The sequence below is a fragment of the Hymenobacter properus genome, assembly GCF_015694735.1.
Taxonomy (GTDB): domain Bacteria; phylum Bacteroidota; class Bacteroidia; order Cytophagales; family Hymenobacteraceae; genus Hymenobacter; species Hymenobacter properus.
Genome location: NZ_JADQDP010000001.1, coordinates 1 through 24,604 on the forward strand (window position 1 = coordinate 1; position 24,604 = coordinate 24,604).

Annotated in this window: 25 protein-coding genes and 1 tRNA gene; 17 read left to right on the top strand and 9 right to left on the bottom strand. The window is 60.4% G+C overall.

Annotated features, from left to right (window positions below):
- Positions 1-238: 238 nt before the first annotated feature.
- Positions 239-312: transfer RNA gene (locus I2I01_RS00005), tRNA-Asp, on the bottom strand.
- A gap of 308 nt (positions 313-620) precedes the next feature.
- Here I2I01_RS00005 and I2I01_RS00010 point away from each other — a divergent pair.
- The 5 genes from I2I01_RS00010 (at position 621) to I2I01_RS00030 (ending at position 4,506) form a co-directional block, all read left to right on the top strand.
- Positions 621-1,568, top strand: a complete 948-nt coding sequence (locus I2I01_RS00010; protein ID WP_196284373.1) for an acetyl-CoA carboxylase carboxyltransferase subunit alpha — start codon at positions 621-623, stop codon at positions 1,566-1,568.
- A 146-nt stretch (positions 1,569-1,714) separates the two neighbouring features.
- Positions 1,715-2,563 (top strand): MBL fold metallo-hydrolase, encoded by an 849-nt coding sequence (locus I2I01_RS00015; protein WP_196284374.1) that lies wholly within the window; start codon positions 1,715-1,717, stop codon positions 2,561-2,563.
- Between the two features lie 98 nt (positions 2,564-2,661).
- On the top strand, positions 2,662-3,468 hold the full coding sequence (locus I2I01_RS00020) for a patatin-like phospholipase family protein (RefSeq protein ID WP_211537732.1): 807 nt from the start codon (positions 2,662-2,664) through the stop codon (positions 3,466-3,468).
- A gap of 127 nt (positions 3,469-3,595) precedes the next feature.
- A complete protein-coding gene (locus I2I01_RS00025) occupies positions 3,596-4,168 on the top strand; it encodes a 1-acyl-sn-glycerol-3-phosphate acyltransferase (protein ID WP_196284375.1) in 573 nt (190 codons plus the stop codon).
- Positions 4,169-4,206: 38 nt separating this feature from the next.
- Positions 4,207-4,506 (top strand): hypothetical protein, encoded by a 300-nt coding sequence (locus I2I01_RS00030; protein ID WP_196284376.1) that lies wholly within the window; start codon positions 4,207-4,209, stop codon positions 4,504-4,506.
- A 15-nt stretch (positions 4,507-4,521) separates the two neighbouring features.
- On the opposite strand, the gene I2I01_RS00035 is transcribed toward I2I01_RS00030, so the two are convergent.
- Complete coding sequence (locus tag I2I01_RS00035; RefSeq protein ID WP_196284377.1) at positions 4,522-5,184, bottom strand: DUF4159 domain-containing protein; 663 nt, start codon at positions 5,182-5,184, stop codon at positions 4,522-4,524.
- A 190-nt stretch (positions 5,185-5,374) separates the two neighbouring features.
- Between I2I01_RS00035 and I2I01_RS00040 the strand changes: the two genes are divergently transcribed.
- The 7 genes from I2I01_RS00040 to I2I01_RS00070 all read left to right on the top strand — a co-directional run bounded on the left by I2I01_RS00040 (position 5,375) and on the right by I2I01_RS00070 (position 11,688).
- Positions 5,375-5,950, top strand: a complete 576-nt coding sequence (locus tag I2I01_RS00040) for a Crp/Fnr family transcriptional regulator (RefSeq protein WP_211537733.1) — start codon at positions 5,375-5,377, stop codon at positions 5,948-5,950.
- A 76-nt stretch (positions 5,951-6,026) separates the two neighbouring features.
- Positions 6,027-6,725 carry a hypothetical protein gene (locus tag I2I01_RS00045; RefSeq protein ID WP_196284379.1) on the top strand — a complete coding sequence of 233 codons (699 nt, stop codon included), beginning with the start codon at positions 6,027-6,029 and terminating at the stop codon, positions 6,723-6,725.
- Positions 6,726-6,788: 63 nt separating this feature from the next.
- Positions 6,789-7,247: a hypothetical protein gene (locus I2I01_RS00050; RefSeq protein WP_196284380.1), complete on the top strand. Its 459-nt coding sequence runs from the start codon at positions 6,789-6,791 to the stop codon at positions 7,245-7,247.
- Positions 7,248-7,302: 55 nt separating this feature from the next.
- The gene (locus I2I01_RS00055; protein ID WP_196284381.1) at positions 7,303-8,172 is read left to right on the top strand and encodes a cation diffusion facilitator family transporter; all 870 of its coding nucleotides are present in this window, start codon (positions 7,303-7,305) and stop codon (positions 8,170-8,172) included.
- A 66-nt stretch (positions 8,173-8,238) separates the two neighbouring features.
- Positions 8,239-8,952 (top strand): hypothetical protein, encoded by a 714-nt coding sequence (locus I2I01_RS00060; RefSeq protein WP_196284382.1) that lies wholly within the window; start codon positions 8,239-8,241, stop codon positions 8,950-8,952.
- A gap of 87 nt (positions 8,953-9,039) precedes the next feature.
- Positions 9,040-10,476 (top strand): RtcB family protein, encoded by a 1,437-nt coding sequence (locus tag I2I01_RS00065; protein ID WP_196284383.1) that lies wholly within the window; start codon positions 9,040-9,042, stop codon positions 10,474-10,476.
- Positions 10,477-10,614: 138 nt separating this feature from the next.
- Positions 10,615-11,688, top strand: a complete 1,074-nt coding sequence (locus I2I01_RS00070) for a WD40/YVTN/BNR-like repeat-containing protein (protein WP_196284384.1) — start codon at positions 10,615-10,617, stop codon at positions 11,686-11,688.
- 49 nt (positions 11,689-11,737) lie between these two features.
- Here the strand turns inward: I2I01_RS00070 and I2I01_RS00075 are convergent, their stop codons facing one another.
- A complete protein-coding gene (locus I2I01_RS00075) occupies positions 11,738-12,436 on the bottom strand; it encodes a 16S rRNA (uracil(1498)-N(3))-methyltransferase (RefSeq protein WP_196284385.1) in 699 nt (232 codons plus the stop codon).
- Between the two features lie 123 nt (positions 12,437-12,559).
- On the opposite strand from I2I01_RS00075, the gene I2I01_RS00080 reads away from it, so the two are divergent.
- The 3 genes from I2I01_RS00080 to I2I01_RS00090 all read left to right on the top strand — a co-directional run bounded on the left by I2I01_RS00080 (position 12,560) and on the right by I2I01_RS00090 (position 14,700).
- Entirely contained in the window at positions 12,560-13,003 is a 444-nt protein-coding gene (locus tag I2I01_RS00080; protein WP_196284386.1) for an SPW repeat domain-containing protein, read from the top strand.
- Positions 13,004-13,030: 27 nt separating this feature from the next.
- Positions 13,031-14,071 carry an SDR family oxidoreductase gene (locus I2I01_RS00085; protein WP_196284387.1) on the top strand — a complete coding sequence of 347 codons (1,041 nt, stop codon included), beginning with the start codon at positions 13,031-13,033 and terminating at the stop codon, positions 14,069-14,071.
- Positions 14,072-14,163: 92 nt separating this feature from the next.
- On the top strand, positions 14,164-14,700 hold the full coding sequence (locus I2I01_RS00090; protein ID WP_196284388.1) for a hypothetical protein: 537 nt from the start codon (positions 14,164-14,166) through the stop codon (positions 14,698-14,700).
- Positions 14,701-14,771: 71 nt separating this feature from the next.
- Here the strand turns inward: I2I01_RS00090 and pckA are convergent, their stop codons facing one another.
- Positions 14,772-16,397: a phosphoenolpyruvate carboxykinase (ATP) gene (pckA, locus tag I2I01_RS00095; RefSeq protein ID WP_196284389.1), complete on the bottom strand. Its 1,626-nt coding sequence runs from the start codon at positions 16,395-16,397 to the stop codon at positions 14,772-14,774.
- Between the two features lie 243 nt (positions 16,398-16,640).
- Here pckA and I2I01_RS00100 point away from each other — a divergent pair, with 243 nt between their 5' ends.
- Positions 16,641-17,564 (top strand): AraC family transcriptional regulator, encoded by a 924-nt coding sequence (locus I2I01_RS00100; RefSeq protein ID WP_196284390.1) that lies wholly within the window; start codon positions 16,641-16,643, stop codon positions 17,562-17,564.
- A gap of 245 nt (positions 17,565-17,809) precedes the next feature.
- Positions 17,810-19,384: a peptide MFS transporter gene (locus I2I01_RS00105; protein WP_196284391.1), complete on the top strand. Its 1,575-nt coding sequence runs from the start codon at positions 17,810-17,812 to the stop codon at positions 19,382-19,384.
- Between the two features lie 81 nt (positions 19,385-19,465).
- Here the strand turns inward: I2I01_RS00105 and I2I01_RS00110 are convergent, their stop codons facing one another.
- The 5 genes from I2I01_RS00110 to I2I01_RS00130 form a co-directional block, all read right to left on the bottom strand.
- A complete protein-coding gene (locus I2I01_RS00110) occupies positions 19,466-20,002 on the bottom strand; it encodes a GNAT family N-acetyltransferase (protein WP_196284392.1) in 537 nt (178 codons plus the stop codon).
- 218 nt (positions 20,003-20,220) lie between these two features.
- Positions 20,221-21,867, bottom strand: a complete 1,647-nt coding sequence (gene groL, locus I2I01_RS00115) for a chaperonin GroEL (RefSeq protein WP_196284393.1) — start codon at positions 21,865-21,867, stop codon at positions 20,221-20,223.
- Between the two features lie 68 nt (positions 21,868-21,935).
- Positions 21,936-22,226, bottom strand: coding sequence for a co-chaperone GroES (groES, locus tag I2I01_RS00120; protein ID WP_196284394.1), 291 nt, complete (start codon positions 22,224-22,226; stop codon positions 21,936-21,938).
- A 262-nt stretch (positions 22,227-22,488) separates the two neighbouring features.
- Positions 22,489-22,899, bottom strand: a complete 411-nt coding sequence (gene secG / locus I2I01_RS00125; RefSeq protein WP_196284395.1) for a preprotein translocase subunit SecG — start codon at positions 22,897-22,899, stop codon at positions 22,489-22,491.
- Positions 22,900-22,924: 25 nt separating this feature from the next.
- Positions 22,925-24,505 carry a hypothetical protein gene (locus tag I2I01_RS00130; RefSeq protein WP_196284396.1) on the bottom strand — a complete coding sequence of 527 codons (1,581 nt, stop codon included), beginning with the start codon at positions 24,503-24,505 and terminating at the stop codon, positions 22,925-22,927.
- Between the last annotated feature and the right edge of the window lie 99 nt (positions 24,506-24,604).

Below are 24,604 nucleotides of genomic sequence, written 5' to 3' on the forward strand. Positions count from 1 at the left end.
TCTGGACGGGACTCGAACCCGCGACCTCCGCCGTGACAGGGCGGCATTCTAACCAACTGAACTACCAAACCGTTTGCTTGGACGGAAAAGCCGTGTGCTCTGCCGTTTTAAAGCCGCAGGGCAGGCGGTAATCCTGCTTTGCGGTAAGTAAGTCGCTTCAATATCGGCTGATACTGAAACGCGTGTTAGGAAAGAAAAAGGCCGCTTCCGTATTGGAAACGGCCTTTTGACAAACGAGCGGTCTGGACGGGACTCGAACCCGCGACCTCCGCCGTGACAGGGCGGCATTCTAACCAACTGAACTACCAAACCGTTTGCCTTGGTGGAGAAGCCGTATGCTTCTCCGTTTTGGTGCTGCAAAGGTAGAGCAAGAAATTGACCGCCCGCAAGGATGAGGCCAATATTTTTCTGGAATTGGGCTCGATTTGGTGCTTGAAGGTTGTTTATCAGCCTGATTATTTTTCAGTCACCATTGCGTTGGCAGGCGATTTAACTTAGCCGACGCCCTTACAACCGATATTTGAGGGCCAGTGGAGCGGGTGGAAATACCGTTCGACCCGCCAAAGCGCGTTATTTTTGCCTCCCGACACATTCTCATTTGCTCAGCCATTCGTCGCTCCATGCTCCTCGACTTTGAACAACCCATTGCTGCCCTCGAAGGCAAGCTTCTTGAAATGCAGAAACTCGCTGCCGACAGCGACGTGGAAGTGGGCGAAGCCGTAGCAGCGCTCGAAAAGCGCATCAAGCAGCTCAAAAAGGAAACCTATGCCAACCTCACCCGTTGGCAGCGCGTGCAGCTCTCGCGCCACCCCGACCGGCCTTATACCTTAGACTATATCGAAGGCATGGCCGATAAGTTTGTGGAGCTGCACGGCGACCGCACCGTGGGCGACGACAAGGCCATGGTAGGCGGTTTCGGCGAGATTGGCGGCCAAACGGTCATGTTTATTGGCCAGCAAAAAGGTCACAACACCAAGCAGCGCCAATACCGCAACTTCGGCATGCCCAACCCGGAGGGCTACCGCAAGGCCCTGCGCCTGATGAAGCTGGCCGAGAAGTTCAACGTGCCGGTGGTGACGCTGATTGACACGCCGGGCGCTTTCCCGGGACTGGAGGCCGAGGAGCGGGGACAGGGCGAGGCCATTGCCCGCAACCTCAAGGAGATGTTTATGCTGAAAGTCCCCGTGGTGTGCGTCATCATTGGGGAGGGGGCGAGCGGCGGGGCGCTGGGCATCGCCATCGGTGACCGGGTATTGATGCTGGAAAACACGTGGTATTCCGTGATTTCGCCGGAATCATGCAGCAGCATACTGTGGCGCTCCTGGGATTATAAAGAGCAGGCCGCCGAAGCCCTCAAGCTAACAGCCACCGACATGCAGAAGGCGGGCCTCGTGGACGGGATTGTGAAAGAGCCGCTGGGCGGGGCGCATACCGACCCGGAGCGCATGGTTGAAACGCTGAAAACCACGTTGCTGAAGGCCCTCAAGGAACTGGCCGCTGTGCCGGCCGAGGAGCGGATTTCGCAGCGCATCGACAAGTTTTCGGCCATGGGCGTGGTGATGGAATAACATTCGCCGTTCATAACAGAAAGGACCGTCATGCTGAGCGCAGCCGAAGCATCTCTACCGCAATAGCGAATATTTGCATTGCGCAGTAGAGATGCTTCGGCTGCGCTCAGCATGACGTTTTTAAAATTTATTCTGCTAACTCAAACATGAAAATCCATACCCTCGACACCGGCCTATTCAAGCTCGATGGCGGCGCCATGTTTGGCGTGGTGCCCAAAAGCATGTGGCAGAAGCTGAACCCGGCCGACTCCAACAACATGTGCACCTGGGCTATGCGCTGCCTGCTGGTGGAAGACGGCAACCGGCTGCTGCTCATCGACAATGGCATTGGCGACAAGCAGGACGAGAAGTTTCGGGGCCATTTTTACCTGCACGGCGACGATACGCTGGAAAAGTCTTTGCGCAAGCTGGGCTTTACCAGCGCCGACATTACCGATGTTTTTCTCACGCACCTGCATTTCGACCATTGCGGTGGCTCGGTGCAGCGGCGGCCCGACGGGGCGCTGCAGCTGGCTTTTCCGAATGCCACGTACTGGAGCAATGAGGCCCATTGGGACTGGGCCGTGGCGCCTAACCCGCGCGAGAAAGCCAGCTTTCTAAAGGAAAACATCCTGCCCATTCAGGAAAGCGGGCACTTGAAGTTTGTGGGCTTGGATGGCGGGGTGCCAGACGCCTTGCCGCAGCTGCGCGAAATCATCATGGCCGACGGGCACACCGAAAAGATGATGGTGCCGCTGCTGGATTACAAAGACCGCACACTGGCGTTTATGGCCGATTTGCTGCCCAGCACCGGCCACATTCCGCTCCCTTACGTGATGAGCTACGACATGCGCCCGCTGGTGACGATGACCGAAAAAGAAGCCGTGTTGCGCCGCGCGGCCGAGGAAAACTGGGTATTGGTGCTTGAACACGACCCACTCAACGAAGCATGCACAGTGCAGCACACCGACAAGGGCGTGCGGCTGGCCGAAACCCTGCGTCTGGCAGATTTATAATTTGGCGGATGAGTGGATTGATGGATTATTGAAGAAGCCCGTACAAGGGCGTACCGATTAATAATCCACGACGCTACGCTTCCACCAATTTAAGAACCGTGCAGCCCGAACACCAGCCCGCCAATCCACCAATCCACTCATCTGCCATCGGCTTGGCTTTATCAGGAGGAGGGGCGCGCGGCATTGCGCATTTGGGGGTGCTGGCGGCCTTGGAGGAGTTGCAACTGCCGGTGGGGCGGTTATCGGGCGCAAGCTCGGGGGGCATTGCCAGCGTGTTCTACGCGGCGGGCTTTGCGCCGCGGGAAATTCTGCGGCTGTTGCAGGAAACAAACATGGTGCGGCTGACGCGGCCCGCCTTCAGCCGGTTTGGCCTGCTGCACCTCGATGCCGTGGCGCAGCTGTTGGCCCGCCACCTGGGCAGCACGGCCAACTTTGAGGACCTGCGCCTGCCTCTCACGCTGGTGGCTACTGATTTGATGGCGGGTGAATCGGTGTATTTCAGCACCGGGCCGTTGCTGCCGCCGCTGCTGGCGTCATCGGCGGTGCCCATTGTGTACCGGCCAGTGGAGTACCAGGGGCGGCAACTGGTGGACGGTGGCTTACTCAACAATTTGCCGGTGGAGCCCCTGCTGGGCCACGCCGGCCTGCGCGTGGTGGGCGTCAACTGCAACCCTATCAACCCCGAGGCGCGCATTCCTACTTTCCGGCGGCTCGTCGAGCGCACCCTGCACTTGGCCATCAATGCCAACACCACCAGCCGCAAGGCCCAGTGCGACTTGTTGTTGGAGCCGCCCGACCTGCGCCACTACCGCCCCCTGAGCTACAAGAGCGGCGCCGAACTGTTCGATATTGGCTACCGCTACACCCTGGCGCAGGCTGATGCCCTGGCGGCGTTGCTGAAGTAGGGCCGAAGCGAAGCACGGCGCCGCATTAAAGCCGGCCGCGCATCTTTGCAGTTGAAATGCCGCCCTAGGTGGCTGATTTATATTCCTGGCGCAACCGCGCTGCTTACTTCCAGTTGCCCTGCCCCGCATGACTCCCCGCGAAAAATCCCCCTTCTGGCACGCCATGGCCACGCTCGTATTCAAGGTAGCAGGCTGGCACTTGGGCGAGATTCACAACCCCGATATCAAGAAGAGTATCATGATTGCGGCCCCGCACACCAGCAATTGGGACATCATCATTGCCCGGGCCGCGTTTTACCTCATGGGTGTGCCGGTGCGCTTCACCGTGAAAAAGGAGTGGACCGAGCATTGGGCCCTGGGCTGGCTGGTGAAAGCCATTGGTGGCCTGGCCGTGGACCGCAGCCGCAACAACAGCCTCGTGGACGGTATGGTGAAGCTCTTTAATGAGCACGACGAGTTGGTCATCCTCATCACCCCGGAAGGCACCCGCGCCTACCAGCCCCGCTGGCGCAAGGGCTACTACTTTGCGGCGCTGGGCGCGCACGTGCCCATCCGGCTGGGCTACCTCGACTACGCCAAGAAAGAAGCCGGCATTGGTGAGGCCGTGTGGCCCACCGGCGACTACGAAGCCGACGAAGCCAAAATCAAAGCCTTCTACCGTCAGGTCACCGGGCGTTTCCCCGAGAAAGGCGTGCGCTAGGTTTGGCCTTGCCCGCTTTGGCGCCGTACCTTATGACTATGGGAAAGCTAGAAACCTTGCTGCTGATTTTCCTGGGTCTCGGCGCCTTGGTGGCGTGGTGGTGGTACAAGGCCCGGGTCACGGCGGCCCGTGAGCGGCAGGAGCGGCCCCCGCGGCCTGCCGGCGATGGCCCCGCGCTTTCCGACGATGCTTTTTATACCAAGGTGCTGCTCATGCAGGCCCAGAACGCGGCCACGCCGCAGGAGTCGCGCCCGGCCGTGGTGCCCGACGCGCCCATTCCTACCTGGTGGCATCAGCCCTGGGGCGGCCTGTGGCGCCGCAAAGTGCGGCGGCCGTAGAGCTGAAAGCGGCGTTTAGTCTTGCGTGAGGGCGTAGCTCACCAGGTTGGCGCCCATGCGCAGGGCGGCTTCGTGCACAGCGGGTGAGTCTTCGGGGTAGGTGCCCACGTCTTCCCAGCCGTTGCCGAGGTCGCATTCATAGCTGTAGAAGCATACCAGTCGGCCTTTGTAAATCAGGCCAAAGCCCTGGGCGCGCTTGCCGTCGTGCTCGTGCACCTTGGGCAAGCCCTTGGGGAACTGATATTTCTGATGGTAGATGGGGTGGGAGTAGGGCAGCTCCACAAATTCCAGCTCGGGAAATACCTTTTTCATCTCGGGCCGGATGAATTTATCGAGACCGTAGTTGTCGTCGATGTGCAGGAAGCCGCCGCCAACGAGGTACTGGCGCAGGTTTTTGGCTTCGGCGGCGGTGAAGCTCACGTTGCCGTGCCCAGTCATGTGCACGAAGGGGTAGGTGAGGAGTTCGGGTGCGTCGAGCTCCACGGTGGCCTCGTCGGGCGCGATGTTGGTTTTCAGCGTCTGGTTGCAGAAGCTGATGAGGTTGGGCAGCGAGGTTTTGTTGGCGTACCAGTCGCCCCCGCCGCCGTAGTGCAGCTTGGCGATGCGGAAGCTGGGCGCGGGCGCGGCGGCCGTAAGGGTGAAGAGCAGCGCGAGGCTGAGCAGCAAATGTTTGAGCATGGGAATCAGCATCGGGGCCAACCCGACAGCGGTATAAAGTAACGGCCGAATGGGAAAGTTCAGCCCGTGCGGGGCCCAAAGACGGTACCGTGGCATGCTGGTTGCCGCCGCGCCGGCCAGATGCCTTGTGAAGCCCGGTGGTAATTTTAGCGGCATGCGGTCGTCCCTCACAAACCCATCACCCGAAAAAATGCGGCGGTTCCTGCAAAGCCGAGGCCCGATTAACGCGGAGCAGGCGCTGGAAATAGCCGCTCAGTTCAGCCCCAAACTCTTGGCCAAAAACGAGTTTTTGCTGCGCAAGGGCCAGGTGTGCGACGACTATTTCTTTCTCGACCACGGCCTGCTACGGGCGTTTGCCAGCGACCCCGACGGCAACGAGGTCACCACCGCGTTTTATCCCAGCGGGCAAACCGTGTTAGAGGTATCGTCCTTTTTCAACCGTACGCCTTCCCAAGAAAACATCCAGGCCCTGACCGATTGTGCGGGCTGGGTTATTTCTTTTGCCCAACTCAACGCCTTGTTCCACGCCCGCCCCGAGTTCCGGGAGTTTGGGCGGGGGGTGCTGGTGCAGGGCTTCGCGGCCCTGAAAAGCAGGATGCTGGCCATGATAACCAACTCTACCACCGAGCGCTACGAAGAATTGCTCCATAGCTCGCCCGAAGTACTGCAACACGCCCCGATAAAGCACATAGCCACGTACCTCGGGGTGACGGATACTTCCCTGAGCCGGATTCGGGCTGGCGCAAAAGGTGGAGGCAAGGCGTGATTTCCTGTCATTTGGCAAGCAGGTTTGCCTGGCGGCGCGGGTTCCTTTGTGAGGTCGTTTTTAACCGCATTTCGCCATGCAACAACTGCCCACTGCCCTTCCTTTCGCCTTCGGCCTCATCGCCTTGCTGACCATTGCCTGTTTTTACCGAGCCGCTCATTATTCGAGGCGCACGCTGGCCGTGCTACTGGCGTGGCTGGGGCTGCAGGCCGGGGTGGAGCTGAGCGGTTTCTATACCGTTACCAACTCCCTGCCGCCACGGCCAATGGCCCTGCTTGCGCCGCCCGTGCTGCTTATTGCGCTCCTGTTTGGCACAGCGCGCGGCCGGCACTACCTCGACGCCCTTGACCTGCCTGCGCTGACGATGCTGCACGTAGTCCGCATTCCGGTTGAGTTGGTGCTGTACGGCTTGTACGTGTACCGCGCCGTGCCGGAGCTCATGACTTTTGCGGGCCGCAACTGGGACATTCTTTCGGGCTTGAGCGCGCCAGTTGTGTATTACCTGGTGTTTCGGCGGCCAACGCTTGGCCCCGGGTGGCTGCTGGCCTGGAATTTTGTGTGCCTGGGCCTGCTGCTCAATATTGTGACCAATGCCCTGTTGGCGGCGCCCACCCGCTTCCAACAGTTTGCCTTCGACCAGCCCAACGTGGCCATTCTGCATTTCCCGTTCAATTGGCTCCCGGCTGTGGTGGTGCCGCTGGTGCTGCTGGCGCACCTGGCGGCCATCCGGCAACTGTGGGCCGCCAGAAGCAGCACAGTGGCCAAAGTTGCGTAGCCGCGCAGCAACTTTTCAAAGGTCGATTTAGTAAGTTGGGCCAAGCACTTTCTGCATCCAACCATGATAAAGCCATCAGCCCTATTTGCGGCCGCTGCGGCCGTCGCGTTTGCCCTGTTGACCGCAAACACGGCGCAGGCTCAAAGCAAAGTAGCCTCGTACGCAACCGGCAAGCCGGGCACCGAGCAATATGAGGAACTGAGCTTCTGGGTGAAGGATGGCAAGCGTGCCGATATCTATTACACCCGCGGCAAAAACCGAAACGAAATCAGGGGCAACTACCTGCCCCAAACCGGCAAAACCAACGGCGCCAGCTTCGCCGTGCGCCTGGCCGATGACCGCCTGCTCACTATCATTCCCAGTGGCAGCCAGCTGAAAGTGGCCGATTCGGCCACCGACGCCCCCCGAACGTTTGCCTGGAAGTACGAAGGGCCAGTGAACGGCGTAGGCACGTTCTGCCGCGAGTGCACGGCCAATCCCAAAGAGGCAATGGAGCTGCTGCGGGCGTATTACCTGAAATAGAGCATGCACCTCTTCAGCCCACGGGCGTGGCGGTTGCGCCGCTAAGCCAGTCCTTATGACCAAGGAAGAAACCGCCATCAAGGCCACTTATTTCAGCATCGCCGGCAATGCCAGCCTGGCGCTGCTGAAAGGCGCGGCCGGTATTTTCGGCAATTCCTACGCGCTGGTGGCCGATGCCATTGAGTCGACCGCCGACATATTCGCGTCGGTGCTGGTGCTGCTCGGTTTGAAATACGCCAACCGGCCCGCCGACGCCAACCACCCCTACGGCCACGGCCGCATCGAGCCGCTGGTGACGTTTCTAGTGGTGGGCTTCCTCATCACCTCGGCCACCATCATTGCTTACGAAAGCATTCAAAACATTGGCACGCCCCACGCGCTGCCCCGGTCCTGGACGTTGGCCGTGCTGGCGGGCATCATCGTCTGGAAGGAAATTTCTTTTCGCACGGTGATGAAAAAGGCGGAGGAAACCAACTCGTCCTCGCTCAAAGCCGATGCCTGGCACCACCGCAGCGATGCCATTACGTCGGTGGCGGCCTTCATCGGCATTTCCATAGCGCTGCTACTGGGCAAAGGCTACGAGGCCGCCGACGACTGGGCCGCGCTGTTTGCCGCCGGCTTCATCCTCTACAACAGCTACCAGATTTTCCGGCCCGCGCTAGGCGAAATCCTCGATGAGCACGTGTACGACGACCTGGTGGCCGAAATCCGCACCGTGGCGCAGCAGGTGGAGGGCGTGCTGGGCACCGAGAAGTGCTACATCCGCAAAGCCGGCATGCAGTACCACGTCGACCTGCACGCCAACGTGAGCGGCGACATCAGCGTGCGTCGGGGCCACGAAATAGCGCACCGGCTGCAGGACACGCTGCGCGCCCAGCTGCCGCAACTGGGCAACATACTCATTCACGTGGAGCCGCAGGAATAGGCGCCAAGGTTGGAATGGCCCGGCGTCGTAGCTTGCCGGCTCATCTATTCGGGAGGAAGCCGCGCCATGCGTCGCAAGCTAAACCAACTCATTGTCCACTACGAAGCCGAACGCCGGCTGCTGAACGAGCAGCTAAACGAGTGCGTGGAGGAGTTTGACCACGGCATGGCGCACCGCTTCTCGAAAGGCCTGTTTTTGGTGAACATGCAGCTGCAAACGCTGTACAACCTGCGCGACCACCGACACGATGAAAAAGTAGCTGCGCTCCGGCACATCGAGTCGTTGGAGAAATTCAGCCAGCAGGAGCGCGCCGGCCACCGGGGGGGCTACTATGCCGCCTGGATTGCCGATGAGCGAAAAAAGCTGGCCGAGTGGGAAGCCCAGGTTCGCCTGCCCCGCCCGCAAACCACGGCTGTGGCAGAGGCCCTGCACAAGCTGCTGCACGGCCGCATTACAGGCTTCACGCTGACTTTGAGCCGGGCCATGGGCTTGTATCTTACTTTCCGGCTGGCCCGCCGCACGCTCATCATCACCTTGCCCGAAGTGCGGCGACACCGGGAGCACTACCACCTGCCTAAGAAAAGGCGGCGGGTGCTTCAACGGCTAGGGTTCCGACGCTACGACCAAGGCGATAAACTCATTTCGTTCCGGCCCTTGGCGACTGATGCCGACATTGGCCCTGCTATGAGCATGCTGTCGTACATGGCGTTTGAGCTGTTCTATTTCCGAGAGTTTGACCAGGAATCTTACCTTTCTTACTTCGAGTTCAACGCTGAGTAGTTGGCTGGCCCACAGCAGCCGGTGCAGATTTGGCACCAGGCCAAGCAGAGTACATTCGCCTGCTATTATACCTCAACCACCCACCACATGGTAACGGGTAAAGACCTCCTCAACCTGGGCCTCAAGCCCGGCAAATGGTTTAAAGACGCGCTGGAACACATCAATGCCCACGGGCTGGAACGCGATGCCCTGCACGCCTACCTCGACACCGTGAAGCCTGCGCCGGTACTACCACTGCTGGCGCAGCCTGTGCCGTTCTACGAGAATATTCGCGCCGCCTCGGCCGTAGAGCAGGACAACATCGACCAAGTGAAAAAGTCGATGGACCTGCTCATGCGCACGCCCACGGTGGTGGGCGGGGCCATCATGCCCGATGCCTGCCCGGCCGGGCCGCTGGGCACCATTCCGGTGGGCGGCGTGGTGGCGGCCCGCGGCGCCATCCACCCGGGCATGCACTCGGCCGATATCTGTTGCTCGGTGATGCTGACCAACCTGGGCAAAACCGACCCCAAAACCGTGCTCGACACGGCTCAGCAAATCACGCACTTCGGCCCCGGCGGGCGCGAAGCCGACCAGCAGTTTGCCCTGCCCGACGACCTGCTGGCCGAGCTGGAAGCCAACCCATTCCTGAGCTCGGTGCGCAGCCTGAAAATGGCCCGCGAGCACCTCGGCACGCAGGGCGACGGCAACCACTTCCTCTACGTGGGGGTATCGGCCGCCACCGGCGACACGGTGCTCGTGACGCACCACGGCTCGCGCGGCGTGGGCGCCTTGCTCTATGGCAACGGCATGAAGGTGGCCGAGTTTTTCCGGCGCGATATCTCGCCCGATACCGACCCGGCCAACGCCTGGATTCCTACTAACACACCCGAAGGCGAAAACTACTGGGCCGCCCTGCAAACCGTGCGCAAGTGGACCAAGCTCAACCACCTGGTGCTGCACGACGCCATTGCCGCCAAGCTGAGTGCGCCCGTGCAGCAGCGCTACTGGAACGAGCACAACTTCGTATTCCGCGACGGCGACGTGTTTTACCACGCCAAGGGGGCCACGCCACTCGACCCCAAGTTCATGCCCGACATTACCGGTCCGCGCATTATTCCGCTCAACATGGCCCAGCCCATTTTGATTGTGGAAGGCGACACGAATGCGAACAACCTGGGCTTCGCCCCGCACGGCGCCGGCCGCAACCTCAGCCGCACCCGCCACAAGCGCAGCATTGTAGGCAAAACCGACGAGCAGGTGTTTGCCGAAGAAACGCAGGGCATCGACGCCCGCTTTTTCTTCAACCGCATCGATATTTCGGAGCTGCCCAGCGCCTACAAAAATGCCGAAGACGTGAAGCAGCAAATCACCGATTTCAACCTGGCCACCGTCATCGACGAAATCCGGCCTTACGGCTGCATCATGGCCGGCGACTGGGAACAGGACGCTCCCTGGCGCAAAAAGAAGCTGGCCAAAGCCGCCGCCAAGCTGCGCGAAGCCGCCGACGCCCAGGCCGACGGCTCGGCGCTGGTGGAGGAATAGGTTAGCAGCTTCTTGTTTTTAGCGCCTTGGATGCGCAGCGGAGGCGGTTGCGTGGTTCTTTGACCAGTTGATACAACTTCAGGCCCGAGTGGTCGGTCATGCCCGCACAACTAGCATTCACCTTCGCCAGCCAGCCGCATGAAAGCGCATTGCTTCCTCATCCTAGCCACGTTTCTTGTCCTGACGGGCTGTAAAAAGGAAAACGAAAGCCCCACGACGCCCCGGACGGTGGCCACGGCGTTGCCATTTGAGAACGCCGCGGTCAAGGTTGAGTTGGTGGCGAATAACCTGCCCACCTGGATTCAGGCGATGACTTTTCTTGACGCATCCGTGGGCATTGTGTGCACCTACGACGGCAAGGTGTACCGCACAAGCGACGGGGGTCGAAGCTGGTCGCTGCAATATAGCGTGGGTACCCCCACCCAACTGCCCCTGCTGCAGATTTTGTTCACTAGCGCCCGCGTGGGCTACATCGTGGGCGGCTCAGTTCAGTGCACCGGGTCCGGGTGCACGCCGCCTGGCGGGCTGGTGCTGAAAACCACCGACGCGGGCATTACCTGGGCCGCAGTTCACCGCGTGAACGGGGCCGCCCTGGCGGCGATAGCCGTGAACAGCGTCGGCGATTTGTTTGCCGTCGCCAATACCACGGGCAGCCAAATAATAAAAAGCAGCGATGCCGGGGCCACCTGGACGCCGGTTGCCAGCTGGCCTTACCAGCTCAACAAAATCGCCTTTGACCTCCACTTGGGCTACGGGGCCAGCGGCAACAGCGGCAGCGGGGGAAACGCAGGAAAAATTATTCGCAGCCTTGAGGATGGCGCTAGCTGGAGCGAGGCGGCCACATTCGCGTATCCTTACCTGAATGAGTTGGCTTTCGGCCCGGGCATCGGTTTTTGCGCCTCCGGGTATTCCATTGTGTACAAAACCACAAACGACGGCGCGAACTGGACCCCCATCACCAGCAGCAATTTCTCGGCCCAGGTAATAACGCCCCTGACTGCCACCAACTGCTTAATTTTCGGCAGTGGAACGTACAGCGGCGGCGACTTTGGCACCTACAGCGGTTCGCTTCGGCAGTCGGAGGACGCAGGGAATAGCTGGAGCGAAATCGAGCTGAAGACCGTGGGCACCATCCGACAGGCTAGCTTCTACAGCGCGCAGAGTGGCTACGCCCTTGCTGGCAGCACATTGCTTAAAATAACGGTGAAATAACTTGCTGCCGAGTTGAAGCAAAGGCCCGGCAGCGCGGCGACAGGGGCAGCTATGCACGCACCACGTGCGCCGTGAACACGGCCGCCAGTGCCGCCGTTTCGGTGCGCAGCCGCGAAGCGCCCAACGTCACGGGCCGAATCCCTTTGCTTATGGCCAACTCAATTTCTTGGGGTGTAAAGTCGCCTTCCGGCCCAATGAGCACGCAGCAGCCTGGCCCCGCGCCGGCAACCTGCGCCAGGGCCGTGCGCTCCCCCTCTTCGAGGTGGGCTATGAAGGTGGTTGCGGGCGCCACGCCGGCCATGAAAGCAGCAAAGTCCTGCAGTTCATCCAGCTGCGGCAGCCAGGCCTGGCCGCTCTGCTTAAGCGCGCTGATGGCAATTTTCTCCAGCCGCTCCAGCTTCAGCTCGCGGCGCTCGGAGCGGGCGCAGCGCAGGAAGCTGATGCGCTCGACGCCCACTTCCACGGCTTTTTCCACGAACCACTCCATGCGGTCGAGGTTTTTGGTGGGGGCCACGGCCACGTGGGTGAAGTAGGGGCGGGGCGCCACGGTTTCGTGCTGGATGATGCGCAGCTGGCAGCGCTTGGGGTTGGCATCGGCCACGGCCGCCTGGTAGCGGCCCCCGCGGCCGTCGAGCAGTTCCACGGTGTCGCCCAGGCCCAGGCGCAGCACCCGAATGGCGTGCTTGCTTTCGTCTTCGGGCAAGGTGTAGGTGGGGCCGACGAGGTCGGGCGCGAAGAAAGTATGCATGGGTGCAAAGAACGGAAGACAGCGCCAAAAGGCGGGTTTGATACTAAAATGCAAGCTGAGCCATAACGGCCTGCCGTTGGCCGGCGTAGGGAATACTCCACATTTCCAATTCCTGCTTTCCTTATGGATACTCCCGTTATTCCCCGCCCCCTGCACGGGGTGGCCGACTACCTCTACGTGCCCGCTGTAGCCGCCGCACCCGCCCTTTTCGGCTTCGCCCACCACCATACGCCCGCTCGGTTGGCCCGCCTCATCAGCGGCGGCGTGCTGGCGTCCACCATGCTCACCCGTGCCGAGTGGGGCGTGTTCAAGGCGATGCCTTACAAAGCACACTTAGCGCTGGATTTTGGCGCGGGCGTGGGCACCATGGCCCTTCCGTGGTTAGCTGGTTTTTCGCGCCGCCGCCAGGCCCGCAACGCCTTCCTCATATTCGGCGCCATCAGCGTGGGCGCAAGCCTGCTGTCAGGGCTGTTTGGCGGGGCCCGGGAAATGCCAGCCACCGACGACTCTACCTCGGATGAGCCCGATGGGCTGATGCCGCCAGCACTGGCTCCGGTAAGTGCTTAGTCTTTTGCTTCTCAACTTCTGTTTGATATGAAAACCAACCTTAAAAAACTTAAAGACCAGGTCATGGTCATCACCGGTGCCTCGTCGGGCATTGGCTTGGTCACGGCCCGTATGGCGGCTAAGGAAGGCGCCCGGCTGGTGCTGGCCGCGCGCAGCGAAGTTGCATTGCGCCTGCTCTGCCAGGAAATCGAGCAGGCCGGCGGCCAGGCCATTTACGTGGTGGCCGACGTGAGCCAGCAAACCGATGTGCGGCGCATTGCCCAAGCGGCCGAGGAAGCTTTTGGTGGCTACGATACTTGGGTCAACAACGCGGGCGTGTCCATCTATGGCAAGCTGGAGCGGGTGCCCGTGGCCGACATGCGCAAGCTGTTCGAGACCAACTTCTGGGGCCTCGTTTACGGCTCGCTGGAAGCCGCCAATCATCTGAAAGCGAAGGGCGGCGCCATCATCAACGTGGGCAGCATTTTGTCGGATGTCACGGCCATTCTGCAAACCATTTACTCGGCCAGCAAGCACGCTGTGAAAGGCTTCACCGACGGCCTGCGCATGGAGCTGGAAATGGACGGCGCCCCGGTGTCCGTCACGCTCATCCAGCCCTCGTCCATCGATACGCCCTACACGGTGCACGCCAAAAACTACATGCACCGCGAGGCCAAACACGGCCCGCCTGCTTACGCCCCCGACACCGTGGCCCGCGCCATTCTGCACGCCGCTGTCACGCCGGAGCGGGCTATCGTGGTGGGCGGTGGAGGCCGCGCCTTCATCGGCATGCAGCGCTGGACGCCCGCCTTGTTCGACCAATACATGGAAAAGGCCTTTGCCCGGCAGGAGCACAGCAGCGAGCCTCCGCGTCCGCTCAACCACAACGGCCTCGACCGCCCCGCCGGCTCGCTGCACGAGCGTGGCAACTACCCCGGCTACACCCGCGAAACCAGCTTCTATACTGAGGCCGTGACTACCGGCAGCCCGGCCCTCCGTACCGCCCTTCTGGCCGGGGCCGGCGTGGCGTTGGCCGCATGGCTGGGGCGGCCCACCACCAGGAATCAGCTTAATAAGCAGCGGCCGTAGCAGCCACATAAATGCGGCAAACAACGCCGGGCAATGGCTGTGTTTTCGGACGCGGCGGTTGCCCGGCGTTGTTTGCTGGTTATAATTGCTAAATGACGACAGCTGAATTCATTTCCAAGCTAGACTGCAACTATATCATCAGTTATTCATTCAATCGCGGCGGGAAACTCACGCAACTTAAAGCGGCAGCAGGCGAGTTATTTCAGAGAAATCGGAAGCAATTGTTGCATGTCAGTGCGTCCGAACTACCCGCAATAAGGGCACAGCTTAGAAATTTGGAGCAGTTGTGGGGGTTGAACTTGATGCCATTAACGGATAGAGCAGGTGCATTCCATATCACGGCCCTTCCTATTGCAAAGATTGGTGTCGATTGTGCTGACACAGAGCGAATACGGCATTTTTTACAACTACCTGTTGTCAATAGCTTCGATTGGATGTGCGCGCCGATTTACCGAGACGCTCTGGCTTTTTATGATGCACAGGATAAGCTAATAGATGTGCTAAATATTTGCTTTAGTTGCGACAGAATGGTAACACACATGGGCGAGGAAGTTTATGCTGATACAGCAACTTATCAAGGCCTGAAACAAGTGCTAACGCATCTTGGCCACTCAATTGTTGAGGAATAAATAATACAGCAAAAGCCCCGTCGGCTGCAACCGACGGGGCTTTTTAGTGGTGAGTGAACTGTTGCGGAAGCTTATGCTTCGACCGCCAAGCGGGGGGCACCGGCCAGGATTTCCTCGTTGGCAAACTCGGCGTACTTCTTGAAGTTTTCGACAAACTTCTCGGCCAGCGAGTTGGCGGTGTGGTCGTAGGCGTCTTTGTCGGCCCAGGTGTTGCGCGGGTCCAGGATTTCGGAAGGAACGCCGGGCACAGCACCGGGCACCATCATGCCGAAGACGGGGTGCTTGGTGAACTTCACGTCATCGAGCTGGCCGTTCAAGGCGGCCGTAATCATGGCGCGGGTATAGGGCAGCTTCATGCGCGAGCCCGTGCCGTAGCTGCCACCCGTCCAGCCCGTGTTGATGAGCCACACGTTGATGTCGGGGTTCTCGTCCATTTTCTGGCCCAGCATCTCGGCGTATTTGGTGGGGTGCAGCGGCAGGAACACCGCGCCGAAGCAGGCCGAGAACGTAGTTTGCGGCTCGGTCACGCCCATTTCGGTACCGGCCACTTTGGCCGTGTAGCCGCTCATGAACAGGTACATGGCGTGCGACTTATCAAGCTTGCTGATGGGCGGAATCACCCCAAACGCATCGGCCGTGAGGAAGAAAATGTTCTTCGGCGCGTCGGCCACGCCGGGCTCGATGGCGTTGGGAATAAAGTTGATGGGGTAGGCGGTGCGGGTGTTTTCGGTCACCGACTTGTTGGCGTAGTCCACGGTGTGCGTGCCGGGGATGAAGCGCGTGTTCTCCACAATGGAGCCGAAGCGGATGGCGTCGTAAATCTCGGGCTCCTTCTCCTTGCTCAGGTCGATGACCTTGGCGTAGCAGCCGCCTTCGAAGTTGAAGATGCCTTCATCGGGCGTCCAGCCGTGCTCGTCGTCGCCGATGAGGCCGCGGTTGGGGTCGGCCGAGAGGGTGGTTTTGCCGGTGCCCGAGAGGCCGAAGAAGATGGCCGTGTCGCCGTCCTTGCCCACGTTGGCCGAGCAGTGCATGCTTAGGGTCTGGCGCTCGTGGGGGAGCAGGTAGTTCAGCACGCCGAAGATGCCTTTCTTCATCTCGCCGGCGTAGCCCGTGCCGCCAATCAGAATCATCTTCTTGGTGAAGTTGATGATGGCGAAGTTGGGCTGGCGGGTGCCGTCCACGGCCGGGTCGGCTTCGAAACCGGGGGCGCAGATGATGCTAAAGTCGGGCGTCCAGCTCGTATCAGCGCCTTCCTCGGGGCGCAGGAACATGTTGTAGCAAAACAGGTTGTGCCAGGCCTGCTCGTTCACGATGCGTAGCTTGAGCTGGTAGTCGGGGTTGGCGCCGGCGTAGGCTTCGCGCACGTACAGCTCCTTGTCGGCCAGGTAGGCTACCATTTTCTGGTGCAGTTGGTCGAATTTGTCGGGGGCGAAGGGAATGTTGATGTCGCCCCACCACACGCTCTTCTCGGTGTTTTCGTCCTTCACCACAAACCGGTCTTTGGGCGAGCGGCCGGTGAACTTGCCGGTGTCGGCCATCAGAGCGCCGGTATCGGTGAGGTGGCCCTCGCCGTTGCGCAGGGCGTGCTCCACGAGCGCGGCGGGCGTGAGGTTGAGGTGAACGGTAGCTGTTTCGTTGAAGCCCAGAGGCTGCAAACGATTGTGGAGGTTGGCGGCAAACTGTGCGTCTTGTTGCATGGCCCGGAAAGCGTTGGAAAGTGTTGGGTGGGAATTCTCTCGTGACTTCTACGACAAAGGTACGGGCGCCGCAAACGTTACCAGTGAAACAATTTGTTTTTTTAGCAGGACAAATCAAACCTCGCATGCTTGATTTGTGCCTGCGTGCAAAATTATGGCGCTTGGCAAGCCGCTAGGGTAGGAGGAATGCAACGACTTGCTATCTTTAGGTTTAGTTTGTCCCGGTCTTACGCTTTTTTGTCCATGCGCACCGACATTGCCCGTTACAACGGAATATACGGCGACCACCGCGCCCAGATTTCGCACGACTACCTGCAGAGTCAGCTTATTGTGCCCCGGCAGCGCCTCACCGACTGGGGCCTCAAGCCGCACCTGCACGAAAATCTGTTTCAGCTTTTTTTTCTCGAATCCGGCCGTGCCGCCTTCGAGGCTACGGAACTCGTGGAGCTGCGCACGCCTTGCCTGGTCATCATCCCGGCCAACACGGTGCACGGCTTCACCTTCAGCCCGCAGGTGAAGGGCCGCACCCTCACGCTCTCCGAGGCCCTGCTCGATACCATTCTGCAGGCCACACCGGGCGTGCTGGTGGAGCTGAACACGGTGCACATTCTTTCGGACTTCAATGCCGAGGTCAGCTTTGCTGATTTGTCGGAACTGGAGCAGCGCCTCCACGAAGAAATTTACTCGGAACTGCCCGGCAAACAGCTGGCCATTAATGGCTATTTCAAGCTGCTGTTCGTGAAAATTTTCCGGCTGTTGCACCACAACCGCCGCAAGGAAGACAGCCCCAACCGCGCCCTGCACTACTTCCGCGAGTTTCAGAAGGCCATTGAGAAGACAGCACCCTTCGAGAAGAAAATTTCGGATTTTGCCCAGGAGCTAAAGATTACGCCGGTGCACCTCAACCGCATCTGCCAGGCCGTGAAAGGCAAAACCGCCCAGCAAATTGTGCAGGCCCACACCATCCGCAAAGCCCACAACTACCTTTTATACACCTCGCTCTCGGTGGCCGAAATTGCTTACGAGCTTCAATTCATGGACCCTGGCTACTTCACCCGGTTTTTTCGGAAGCAAACCGGGCTGGCACCGGGCGCTTACCGGGCCAAGGCCTACCGGAGCGATGGGGCCGGCAAGGTAGGGAAGCCGGAGGCCTCCCTGTCCTCCTGAACAGGCTGCGAATCAAGCAAAGCCGAAGCAGCACATCCCTTTTGGAGTAGTAATTGCAGCAGGCTGTTCTTCGGCGAGAAGGTCTTTCGCTCTGCTCAGGATGACAGAAGCCGAGGGAACAGCTCCGCTCATCAAACGTCACAATGCCGAAACTTTCCTAGATTTACTGTGCCCGCAATGCACAATGTGCGCAGCCGGGCCAATTTCCCTCGCCATCAACTTCATTTCTCACCCGCGTTTTTTCTATGCAACCAGTCACTGCCCCCCCGGCCGAGCGCCCGCTCGCCGCGGAATCCACCAGCCACCCCACCGGGCTATACCTGCTTTTCGCCACCGAAATGTGGGAGCGGTTCAGCTACTACGGCATGCGAGCCGTGCTGGTGCTGTTCCTCACCAAGGCCATGATGATGGACAAGGCCTTCGCGTCTAAGTTCTACGGCGGCTACACCAGCCTGGTATACCTCACGCCGCTCATCGGGGGCTTTATTTCGGACCGGTACTGGGGCAACCGGCGCTCCATCCTCACGGGTGGCTTGCTGATGGCAATGGGCCAGTTCACGCTGTTTGCCGCGGCCTCCAACTATGGCGCGGCCGAAACCCACGCCCTCAGCCACTGGCTGCTGTACCTGGGCCTGGGTGTGATGATTGTGGGCAACGGCTTCTTCAAGCCCAATATTTCGTCGATGGTGGGCTCGCTCTACAGCCCGGCCGACAAGCGCAAGGACGCGGCCTACACCATTTTCTACATGGGCATCAACCTGGGCTCGTTCATCGGCAACACCATCACCAGCCTCATCGGCGACACTGGTAACCCGGCCGACTTCCGCTGGGCCTTCCTGGCCTGCGGCATTGCCATGCTGTTGGGCACGGTCATCTTCAACTGGGGCAAAGGCAAATACCTGCACACGCCCGAGGGCGTGCAGGTGGGCGAAACCCCCGTGCAGTCGGGTGGCGTGAAGGGCATCTACGCCCTGCTGCCGGTGCTGCTGGCCATCATCCTGGGCATTCTGTGGCTCGATTCGGCCAAGTTCCCGACCATTGCGCCGCTGCTGGGCGTGGCCGTGGTGGGCATCGGCTTTATGATTTTCAGCGATAAATCCCTGAGCGGTGCCGACGTGAAGGGCATCATGGTGATTTTCATCGTGTCGTTCTTCGTGGTGTTCTTCTGGGCCGCCTTCGAACAAGCGCCGGCCTCGCTCACCTTCTTCGCCGATGAGCAAATGAACCGCACCATCTTTGGCTACACGTTGCCGGCCAGCATTTTCCAGAACCTGAACGCCATCTTCGTGGTGGTGGGCGCGCCCATCATGGCCGCTGTGTGGACGGCCCTGGGCCGCCGCGGCGCCGAGCCGCCATCACCCCTCAAAATGGCCATTGGCCTGGCCATGCTGGCCGCTGGCTACCTGGTGATGTGCTTCGGCGTGCACAACCTGCAGCCTGGCGTGAAGGTGAGCATGTTCTTCCTGGTGGCGCTCTACTTCCTGCACTCGGTGGGCGAGCTGTGCTTGTCGCCCATCGGCCTGTCGCTGGTAAACAAGCTGGCCCCGGCCAAATTCGCTTCGCTGCTGATGGCCGTGTGGTTCCTCGCCAACGCCGCCGCCAACTACCTGGCTGGCTACATGAGCAGCCTCTACCCCGACCCCAAATCGACGGCCCCCGCGCCCGAGCTGCTGGGCTTCCACATCACCAACCTCTACGATTTCTTCATGGTGTTTGTGGTGTCGGCCGCCGCTGCCGCAGCCATCCTGTTCCTCATCAGCGGCAAGCTGGCCAAGATGATGGATGCCCGCAACTACCCCACGCCCGCAGCCCAGGCCTAAGGGAAGGCTAACTATAAGAAAAGCCCCGCCACATAAGTGGCGGGGCTTTTTTGTTGCAATGCCAAGGCGTTTGATGAGCTATTAGGCGCGTTCAGCCCAGTGTTCTTTGCTAAGGCTATAAACGAAGTTGGGTTTGGGAGCTTCGCCGAAATAAGCAATTTCTTCCTCGGCAATCTTCTCCGCACCCAGCCGACCGATGGCAATTTGTGAACGAACGTTTTGCCCGCCAATATGGAAGTAAACCCGGTCGACATACTGAAAAATGTAATTCAGCATCAGCGCTTTCACGCCCAGGTTAAACCCCTTTCCCCAATACCGGGTGCCGTAGAAAGTGTAGCCGATTAGGATGCTATTATCTGCCTCGTCGTAACCGTAGAAGCGGGTGCTGCCAGCTATTTCATTGGTTGCTTTATCAACGATTTTGAAGGCTCCCTGACTTTGCATGGCCCCATCAAAAAAGGTCCGAAACACCTCCTGCCGCCACCGGTCTTTGTTAGGGTGCTGCTCCCATATTTTCGGGTCGGAAGCGACGGCATACAGGGCCGGGAAGTCACTTTCCTGTAATGGCAATAGCAGCACCTGCTGGTTTTCCAGGCGAGGTTGAATGTTGGGCATCATGGGCAGCGTATCGAAGAATGTTTCGCTTTCCAGGCTTACCAAACGAGAAATGCTGTAGTCTCATTAGCCGTCGTGGGAAACCTGTTTTTGCAACCGTACAAGCTATAAAAATATTCTGCAATTCGGCGTCCTTGCTTTGATGCAGCATACAAAAAAGCCCCGCCGGCACTGCCAGCGGGGCTTTCATTCTTATAGCACAGGGCTACAAGCGGCGTGAATTACATCATGCCGCCCATGCCGCCCATACCGCCCATGCCGCCATCGCCGTGGCTATGGCCAGCTTCTTTGGGCTCGGGCTCGTCCGAAATCACGGCTTCGGTCGTCAGCAGCAGGCCGGCGATGGAAGCAGCGTTTTCGAGGGCCAGACGGGTAACCTTGGTGGGGTCGATGATACCGGCGGCCACCAGGTTTTCATAACGGTCTTCACGGGCGTTGTAACCGAAGTCGCCTTTGCCGTCGCGCACCTTCTGCACCACTACCGAGCCTTCGCCGCCAGCGTTGGCCACGATGGTGCGCAGGGGAGCCTCCAGCGCCGTGCGGATGATTTGCACGCCGGTTTTCTCGTCGCCGGTCAGGCCCGAGAGGCTTTCGAGGGCTTCGAGGGCGCGCACCAGGGCCACGCCGCCGCCGGGTACCACGCCTTCCTCAACGGCGGCGCGGGTGGCGTGCAGGGCGTCGTCCACCCGGTCTTTCTTCTCTTTCATTTCCACCTCGGTGCTGGCCCCGATGTAGAGGATGGCCACGCCGCCGCTCAGCTTGGCGAGGCGCTCTTGCAGCTTCTCCTTGTCGTAGTCCGAGGTAGTGGTTTCCATCTGGGCCTTAATCTGGCCCACGCGGGCGGTGATGGCGTCTTTCGAGCCCTTGCCGTTCACGATGGTGGTATTGTCTTTGTCGATGATGACCTTCTCCGCCGTGCCGAGGTATTCCAGCGTGGCATTTTCGAGCTTGTAGCCCTGCTCTTCCGAGATAACCGTACCGCCCGTGAGGGTGGCGATGTCTTCGAGCATGGCCTTGCGGCGGTCGCCGAAGCCGGGAGCCTTCACGGCGGCAATTTTCAGCGAGCCGCGCAGCTTGTTCACCACCAGCGTGGCGAGGGCTTCGCCGTCCACGTCCTCCGAGATGATGACGAGGGGCTTGCCGGTTTGCAGCACTTGCTCCAGCACGGGCAGCAGCTCCTTCATGGTGCTCACTTTCTTGTCGTAGATGAGCAGGTAGGGGTTGTCAAACTCCGTCTCCATCTTCTCCGGGTTGGTCACGAAGTAGGGGGAGAGGTAGCCGCGGTCGAACTGCATGCCTTCCACCGTTTTCACTTCGGTTTCGGTGCCGCGGGCTTCTTCCACGGTAATCACGCCTTCTTTGCCCACTTTGTCCATGGCGTCAGCAATCATTTTGCCGATTTCCGCGTCGTTGTTGGCCGAAATGGTGCCCACCTGGGCAATTTCCGAGGAGTTGTCAATCTTCTTCGACTGCGACTTCAGGTTGGCCACCACGGCCTGCACGGCTTTGTCGATGCCGCGCTTTAGGTCCATGGGGTTGGCGCCGGCGGCTACGTTCTTCGAGCCAGCGGTGTAGATGGCTTGGGCCAGCACCGTAGCGGTGGTGGTGCCGTCGCCGGCCTGGTCGGCCGTTTTCGAAGCCACTTCTTTCACGAGCTGGGCGCCCATGTTCTCGATGGGGTCGCGCAGCTCAATCTCCTTGGCCACGGTCACGCCGTCCTTGGTGATGCTCGGCGCGCCGAATTTCTTATCGATGATGACGTTGCGGCCTTTCGGGCCGAGGGTCACTTTCACGGCGTTGGCCAGTTTGTTCACGCCAGCCTGCAGCTTGGCGCGGCCGTCAACGTCGAATTGGATGTTCTTAGCCATTTCTGGGAACTGTAGTAAGTAAGGTGAATGAGGGGTTTGGGTATTTTCGCGGTGCTAAACCAAGCGGCTTAGAGCACGGCGAAAATGTCCGACTCGCGCATGATGAGCAGGTCTTCGCCGTCGACGGTGATTTCGGTGCCGGCGTATTTGCCGTAGAGCACTTGGTCGCCCACTTGCACCTGCGGCTTGATGAGGGTGCCGCTGTCGGCGGTTTTGCCTTCGCCCACGGCCACTACTTCGCCACGCTGGGGCTTCTCCTTAGCCGTATCGGGGATGATGATGCCGGATTTGGTTTTCTCCTCGGCGGCGGCAGCGCGTACAATCACGCGGTCGGCCAGCGGTTTCATGCTAAGTGCCATTTTGGGTGTGTTTGGATTGAGTTAAGTGGAAATAATCAGTGCCGGCCCCTGCCTCACTTCCCGTGCCAGCTCCGCCAAACCTGACAAAATAGACAGTATCGGAGCCAACATCGGCCCGAGGTGGCAGTGCCGCCGAAGCAAACCGCCAGACGGAGGCAAAGTTGCCAGAAATCCGCCAACCTGGCTGTGGCCAACAAAAAAAGCCGGTGTTCCATGAGGAAACACCGGCTTTTGAAAGCGGGAGCGCTTGAAGCGCAGAAATTTATTTAACAGGGGTGGCAGGAGCTTCGGCCGGAGCAGCCGGGGCCGTGGCAGGCGCTGTGCTTGCGTCACCAGCCGGAGCGGCTGCACCGCTAGGAGCCGGCGCGCCCGGGGCAGGGGCCGGAGCGGGCAGCTTGGTTTCGAGGGCGCGCTGTTGGTTCACGCTGCGCACGGGGCCGGCCGTGGTGCCGGTGAGCATGTGCGTGCCCAGCGACAGCACCACCAGGCCGATGGCGAAGCCCCAGGTCAGTTTTTCCAGCAGGTCGCCGGTGCGTTTCACGCCCATCATGCTGGCCGCGCCGCCGGCGCTGAACTGGCTGGAAATGCCACCGCCCTTGGGGTTTTGGGCCAGCACCACGAGGGCCAGCAGGAAGCACACAACAAGAATCAGAACGACGAGGGCGATATACATGGAATTAAAAAAGAAGAAAGGCGAACTACGCCGAAGGTTGCAAAGACTGAATTTGGGCCGCAAAGTACGCCATTTTTTCCGGCTGTTTCAACATTAGCTTCTCATAAATCTCAATGGCTCGGGCAGTTTTGCCCTGCCGCACGAAAATGCGGGCCAGATTTTCGGAAACCAGGTCGGGTTCGGCGCGAGTGCTGCGGGCGCTGAGGTCGGTTTGGCCCCCGGGGGCGGGCGGCAGCATGGCGGGCCGGGTGAGGCGCGGCTGGCGCTTGAGGAAGTTGTTAATCAGGTCGAGTGAGGAGGGCAGCGCCGGGGGCAGCGGGCGGTGCGTGGCCCAATGGTCGAGCAGGAGCGGGTCGGGCTCGAAGAAGGTGCCAACGGGCGGTAGTGGGTCGGGGGGGGGCTCGGCCAGCGGCATTTCGGCGGCTTCCCGTTCGGCCTTGTCGGTCAGCAGATTCATCAGCTGCATGGAGAAGCCCAGGCGGCTGCTTTCGCCCAAGCCGTAGCCAATGACCTCGTCGCCCGTAAAGGCGGCCGGGGTTAAAGCAGGCTGCGCAGGTGCCGTCCCGGTACCAACCGGCAGAAAATCGGCCACCGGCTCGGGACCGGCCAAGCTCAGGGTAACGGCCGCCGCGGCCCATTCGTCTACCAAGCCAGGCAGCTCGTAAGCGGGCGGGGGCGGCGGGGGCTCCGACAGACCGAATTCAAAGCGTGCTTCACCGGCTTCGGCCGGCGGGCGGATGGCCGGCGCCTGGGCTGGCAGGTCGGGTTCTTCCGCAGATGACGCTTCCGGCTGCTCTGCTGGCAGCGGCTCGGCCTGCAGCGCAGCGGGAGGAATATCAGCCCCTTCCTGGTCGACAAGGACGGCCGGAAGTTCAGGTTCGATGACGGGTGCAACTACTTCAGCTACGGTGGGCTCTTCAGCAGCAGCAGCTACTTCCGGTTCTGGCGCTGCCTCAGTAATCGGCGCTGGTGTTAGTTCCGCTGCGGGCGTCACAACCGTGACCTGGGTTTCAGGTTCCGGTGCAGCCTCTACCACTGGGGGTTCGGGGGTTGCGGTTGGTTCCGCAACAGGGGGCAACTCTATGGGCGACGGTGCCGCAACCGGCGCCATCAAAGGAGTGGACACAACAACTTCCGGCGCAACAACGGGCGTTGGCGAAGCAGCCGTTTCCACCGTTGCCGCTGCGACTGGGGTAACTTCGGTTTCTGCGGCAACAGGTGTCACCACTGCAACAGGCGCAGGCATTGCAGCGGGCATGGCTGGTTCCACCGTTACTGATGCTGCCGGCAAGGGTTCCGGAGCCGGCACGTGCACGTGTGCTGGTTCTTCGGGAGCGATTTCGTGGGCTATTTCAACTGCCGGGGCGGTCGGCTCCACTTCCTCAATCAAGCGGCGCAACAGGGCGCGGTCGGCGGCGTAGGTGGCGGCGCGGCGCAGGCGCTGGCCGGCCAGCATGGTGCCCTGGTCGTGGGCAGCCTTGGCCAGCAGCAGGTGGGCCGTTTGGCAGTAGGGGAAGGCTTGGGCCAACTGCTCCAATTCGCGCACTTCCGCCGGACCAAGGGCCGTTGGGCGGGCAAGAACTTGCAGAAGCGTGGCGCGGGTCACGGGTGAAAAAGACTTAAAAAAAGCAGCAGCGAGCGAACAACTTCCTAAACTCCGCGCTATCGACGGAAGAATGGGGCCGCAACATTACGTCAATTTACG

What these genes read in the sequence shown, in the direction of transcription:
- I2I01_RS00010 (WP_196284373.1), top strand. Translation starts at nt 621, where the DNA reads ATGCTCCTCGACTTTGAACAACCCATTGCTGCCCTCGAAGGCAAGCTT.
- I2I01_RS00015 (WP_196284374.1), top strand. Translation starts at nt 1,715, where the DNA reads ATGAAAATCCATACCCTCGACACCGGCCTATTCAAGCTCGATGGCGGC.
- I2I01_RS00025 (WP_196284375.1), top strand. Translation starts at nt 3,596, where the DNA reads ATGACTCCCCGCGAAAAATCCCCCTTCTGGCACGCCATGGCCACGCTC.
- I2I01_RS00030 (WP_196284376.1), top strand. Translation starts at nt 4,207, where the DNA reads ATGGGAAAGCTAGAAACCTTGCTGCTGATTTTCCTGGGTCTCGGCGCC.
- I2I01_RS00035 (WP_196284377.1), bottom strand. Translation starts at nt 5,184, where the DNA reads ATGCTCAAACATTTGCTGCTCAGCCTCGCGCTGCTCTTCACCCTTACG.
- I2I01_RS00040 (WP_211537733.1), top strand. Translation starts at nt 5,375, where the DNA reads ATGCGGCGGTTCCTGCAAAGCCGAGGCCCGATTAACGCGGAGCAGGCG.
- I2I01_RS00045 (WP_196284379.1), top strand. Translation starts at nt 6,027, where the DNA reads ATGCAACAACTGCCCACTGCCCTTCCTTTCGCCTTCGGCCTCATCGCC.
- I2I01_RS00050 (WP_196284380.1), top strand. Translation starts at nt 6,789, where the DNA reads ATGATAAAGCCATCAGCCCTATTTGCGGCCGCTGCGGCCGTCGCGTTT.
- I2I01_RS00055 (WP_196284381.1), top strand. Translation starts at nt 7,303, where the DNA reads ATGACCAAGGAAGAAACCGCCATCAAGGCCACTTATTTCAGCATCGCC.
- I2I01_RS00060 (WP_196284382.1), top strand. Translation starts at nt 8,239, where the DNA reads ATGCGTCGCAAGCTAAACCAACTCATTGTCCACTACGAAGCCGAACGC.
- I2I01_RS00065 (WP_196284383.1), top strand. Translation starts at nt 9,040, where the DNA reads ATGGTAACGGGTAAAGACCTCCTCAACCTGGGCCTCAAGCCCGGCAAA.
- I2I01_RS00070 (WP_196284384.1), top strand. Translation starts at nt 10,615, where the DNA reads ATGAAAGCGCATTGCTTCCTCATCCTAGCCACGTTTCTTGTCCTGACG.
- I2I01_RS00075 (WP_196284385.1), bottom strand. Translation starts at nt 12,436, where the DNA reads ATGCATACTTTCTTCGCGCCCGACCTCGTCGGCCCCACCTACACCTTG.
- I2I01_RS00080 (WP_196284386.1), top strand. Translation starts at nt 12,560, where the DNA reads ATGGATACTCCCGTTATTCCCCGCCCCCTGCACGGGGTGGCCGACTAC.
- I2I01_RS00085 (WP_196284387.1), top strand. Translation starts at nt 13,031, where the DNA reads ATGAAAACCAACCTTAAAAAACTTAAAGACCAGGTCATGGTCATCACC.
- I2I01_RS00090 (WP_196284388.1), top strand. Translation starts at nt 14,164, where the DNA reads ATGACGACAGCTGAATTCATTTCCAAGCTAGACTGCAACTATATCATC.
- pckA (WP_196284389.1), bottom strand. Translation starts at nt 16,397, where the DNA reads ATGCAACAAGACGCACAGTTTGCCGCCAACCTCCACAATCGTTTGCAG.
- I2I01_RS00100 (WP_196284390.1), top strand. Translation starts at nt 16,641, where the DNA reads ATGCGCACCGACATTGCCCGTTACAACGGAATATACGGCGACCACCGC.
- I2I01_RS00105 (WP_196284391.1), top strand. Translation starts at nt 17,810, where the DNA reads ATGCAACCAGTCACTGCCCCCCCGGCCGAGCGCCCGCTCGCCGCGGAA.
- I2I01_RS00110 (WP_196284392.1), bottom strand. Translation starts at nt 20,002, where the DNA reads ATGATGCCCAACATTCAACCTCGCCTGGAAAACCAGCAGGTGCTGCTA.
- groL (WP_196284393.1), bottom strand. Translation starts at nt 21,867, where the DNA reads ATGGCTAAGAACATCCAATTCGACGTTGACGGCCGCGCCAAGCTGCAG.
- groES (WP_196284394.1), bottom strand. Translation starts at nt 22,226, where the DNA reads ATGGCACTTAGCATGAAACCGCTGGCCGACCGCGTGATTGTACGCGCT.
- secG (WP_196284395.1), bottom strand. Translation starts at nt 22,899, where the DNA reads ATGTATATCGCCCTCGTCGTTCTGATTCTTGTTGTGTGCTTCCTGCTG.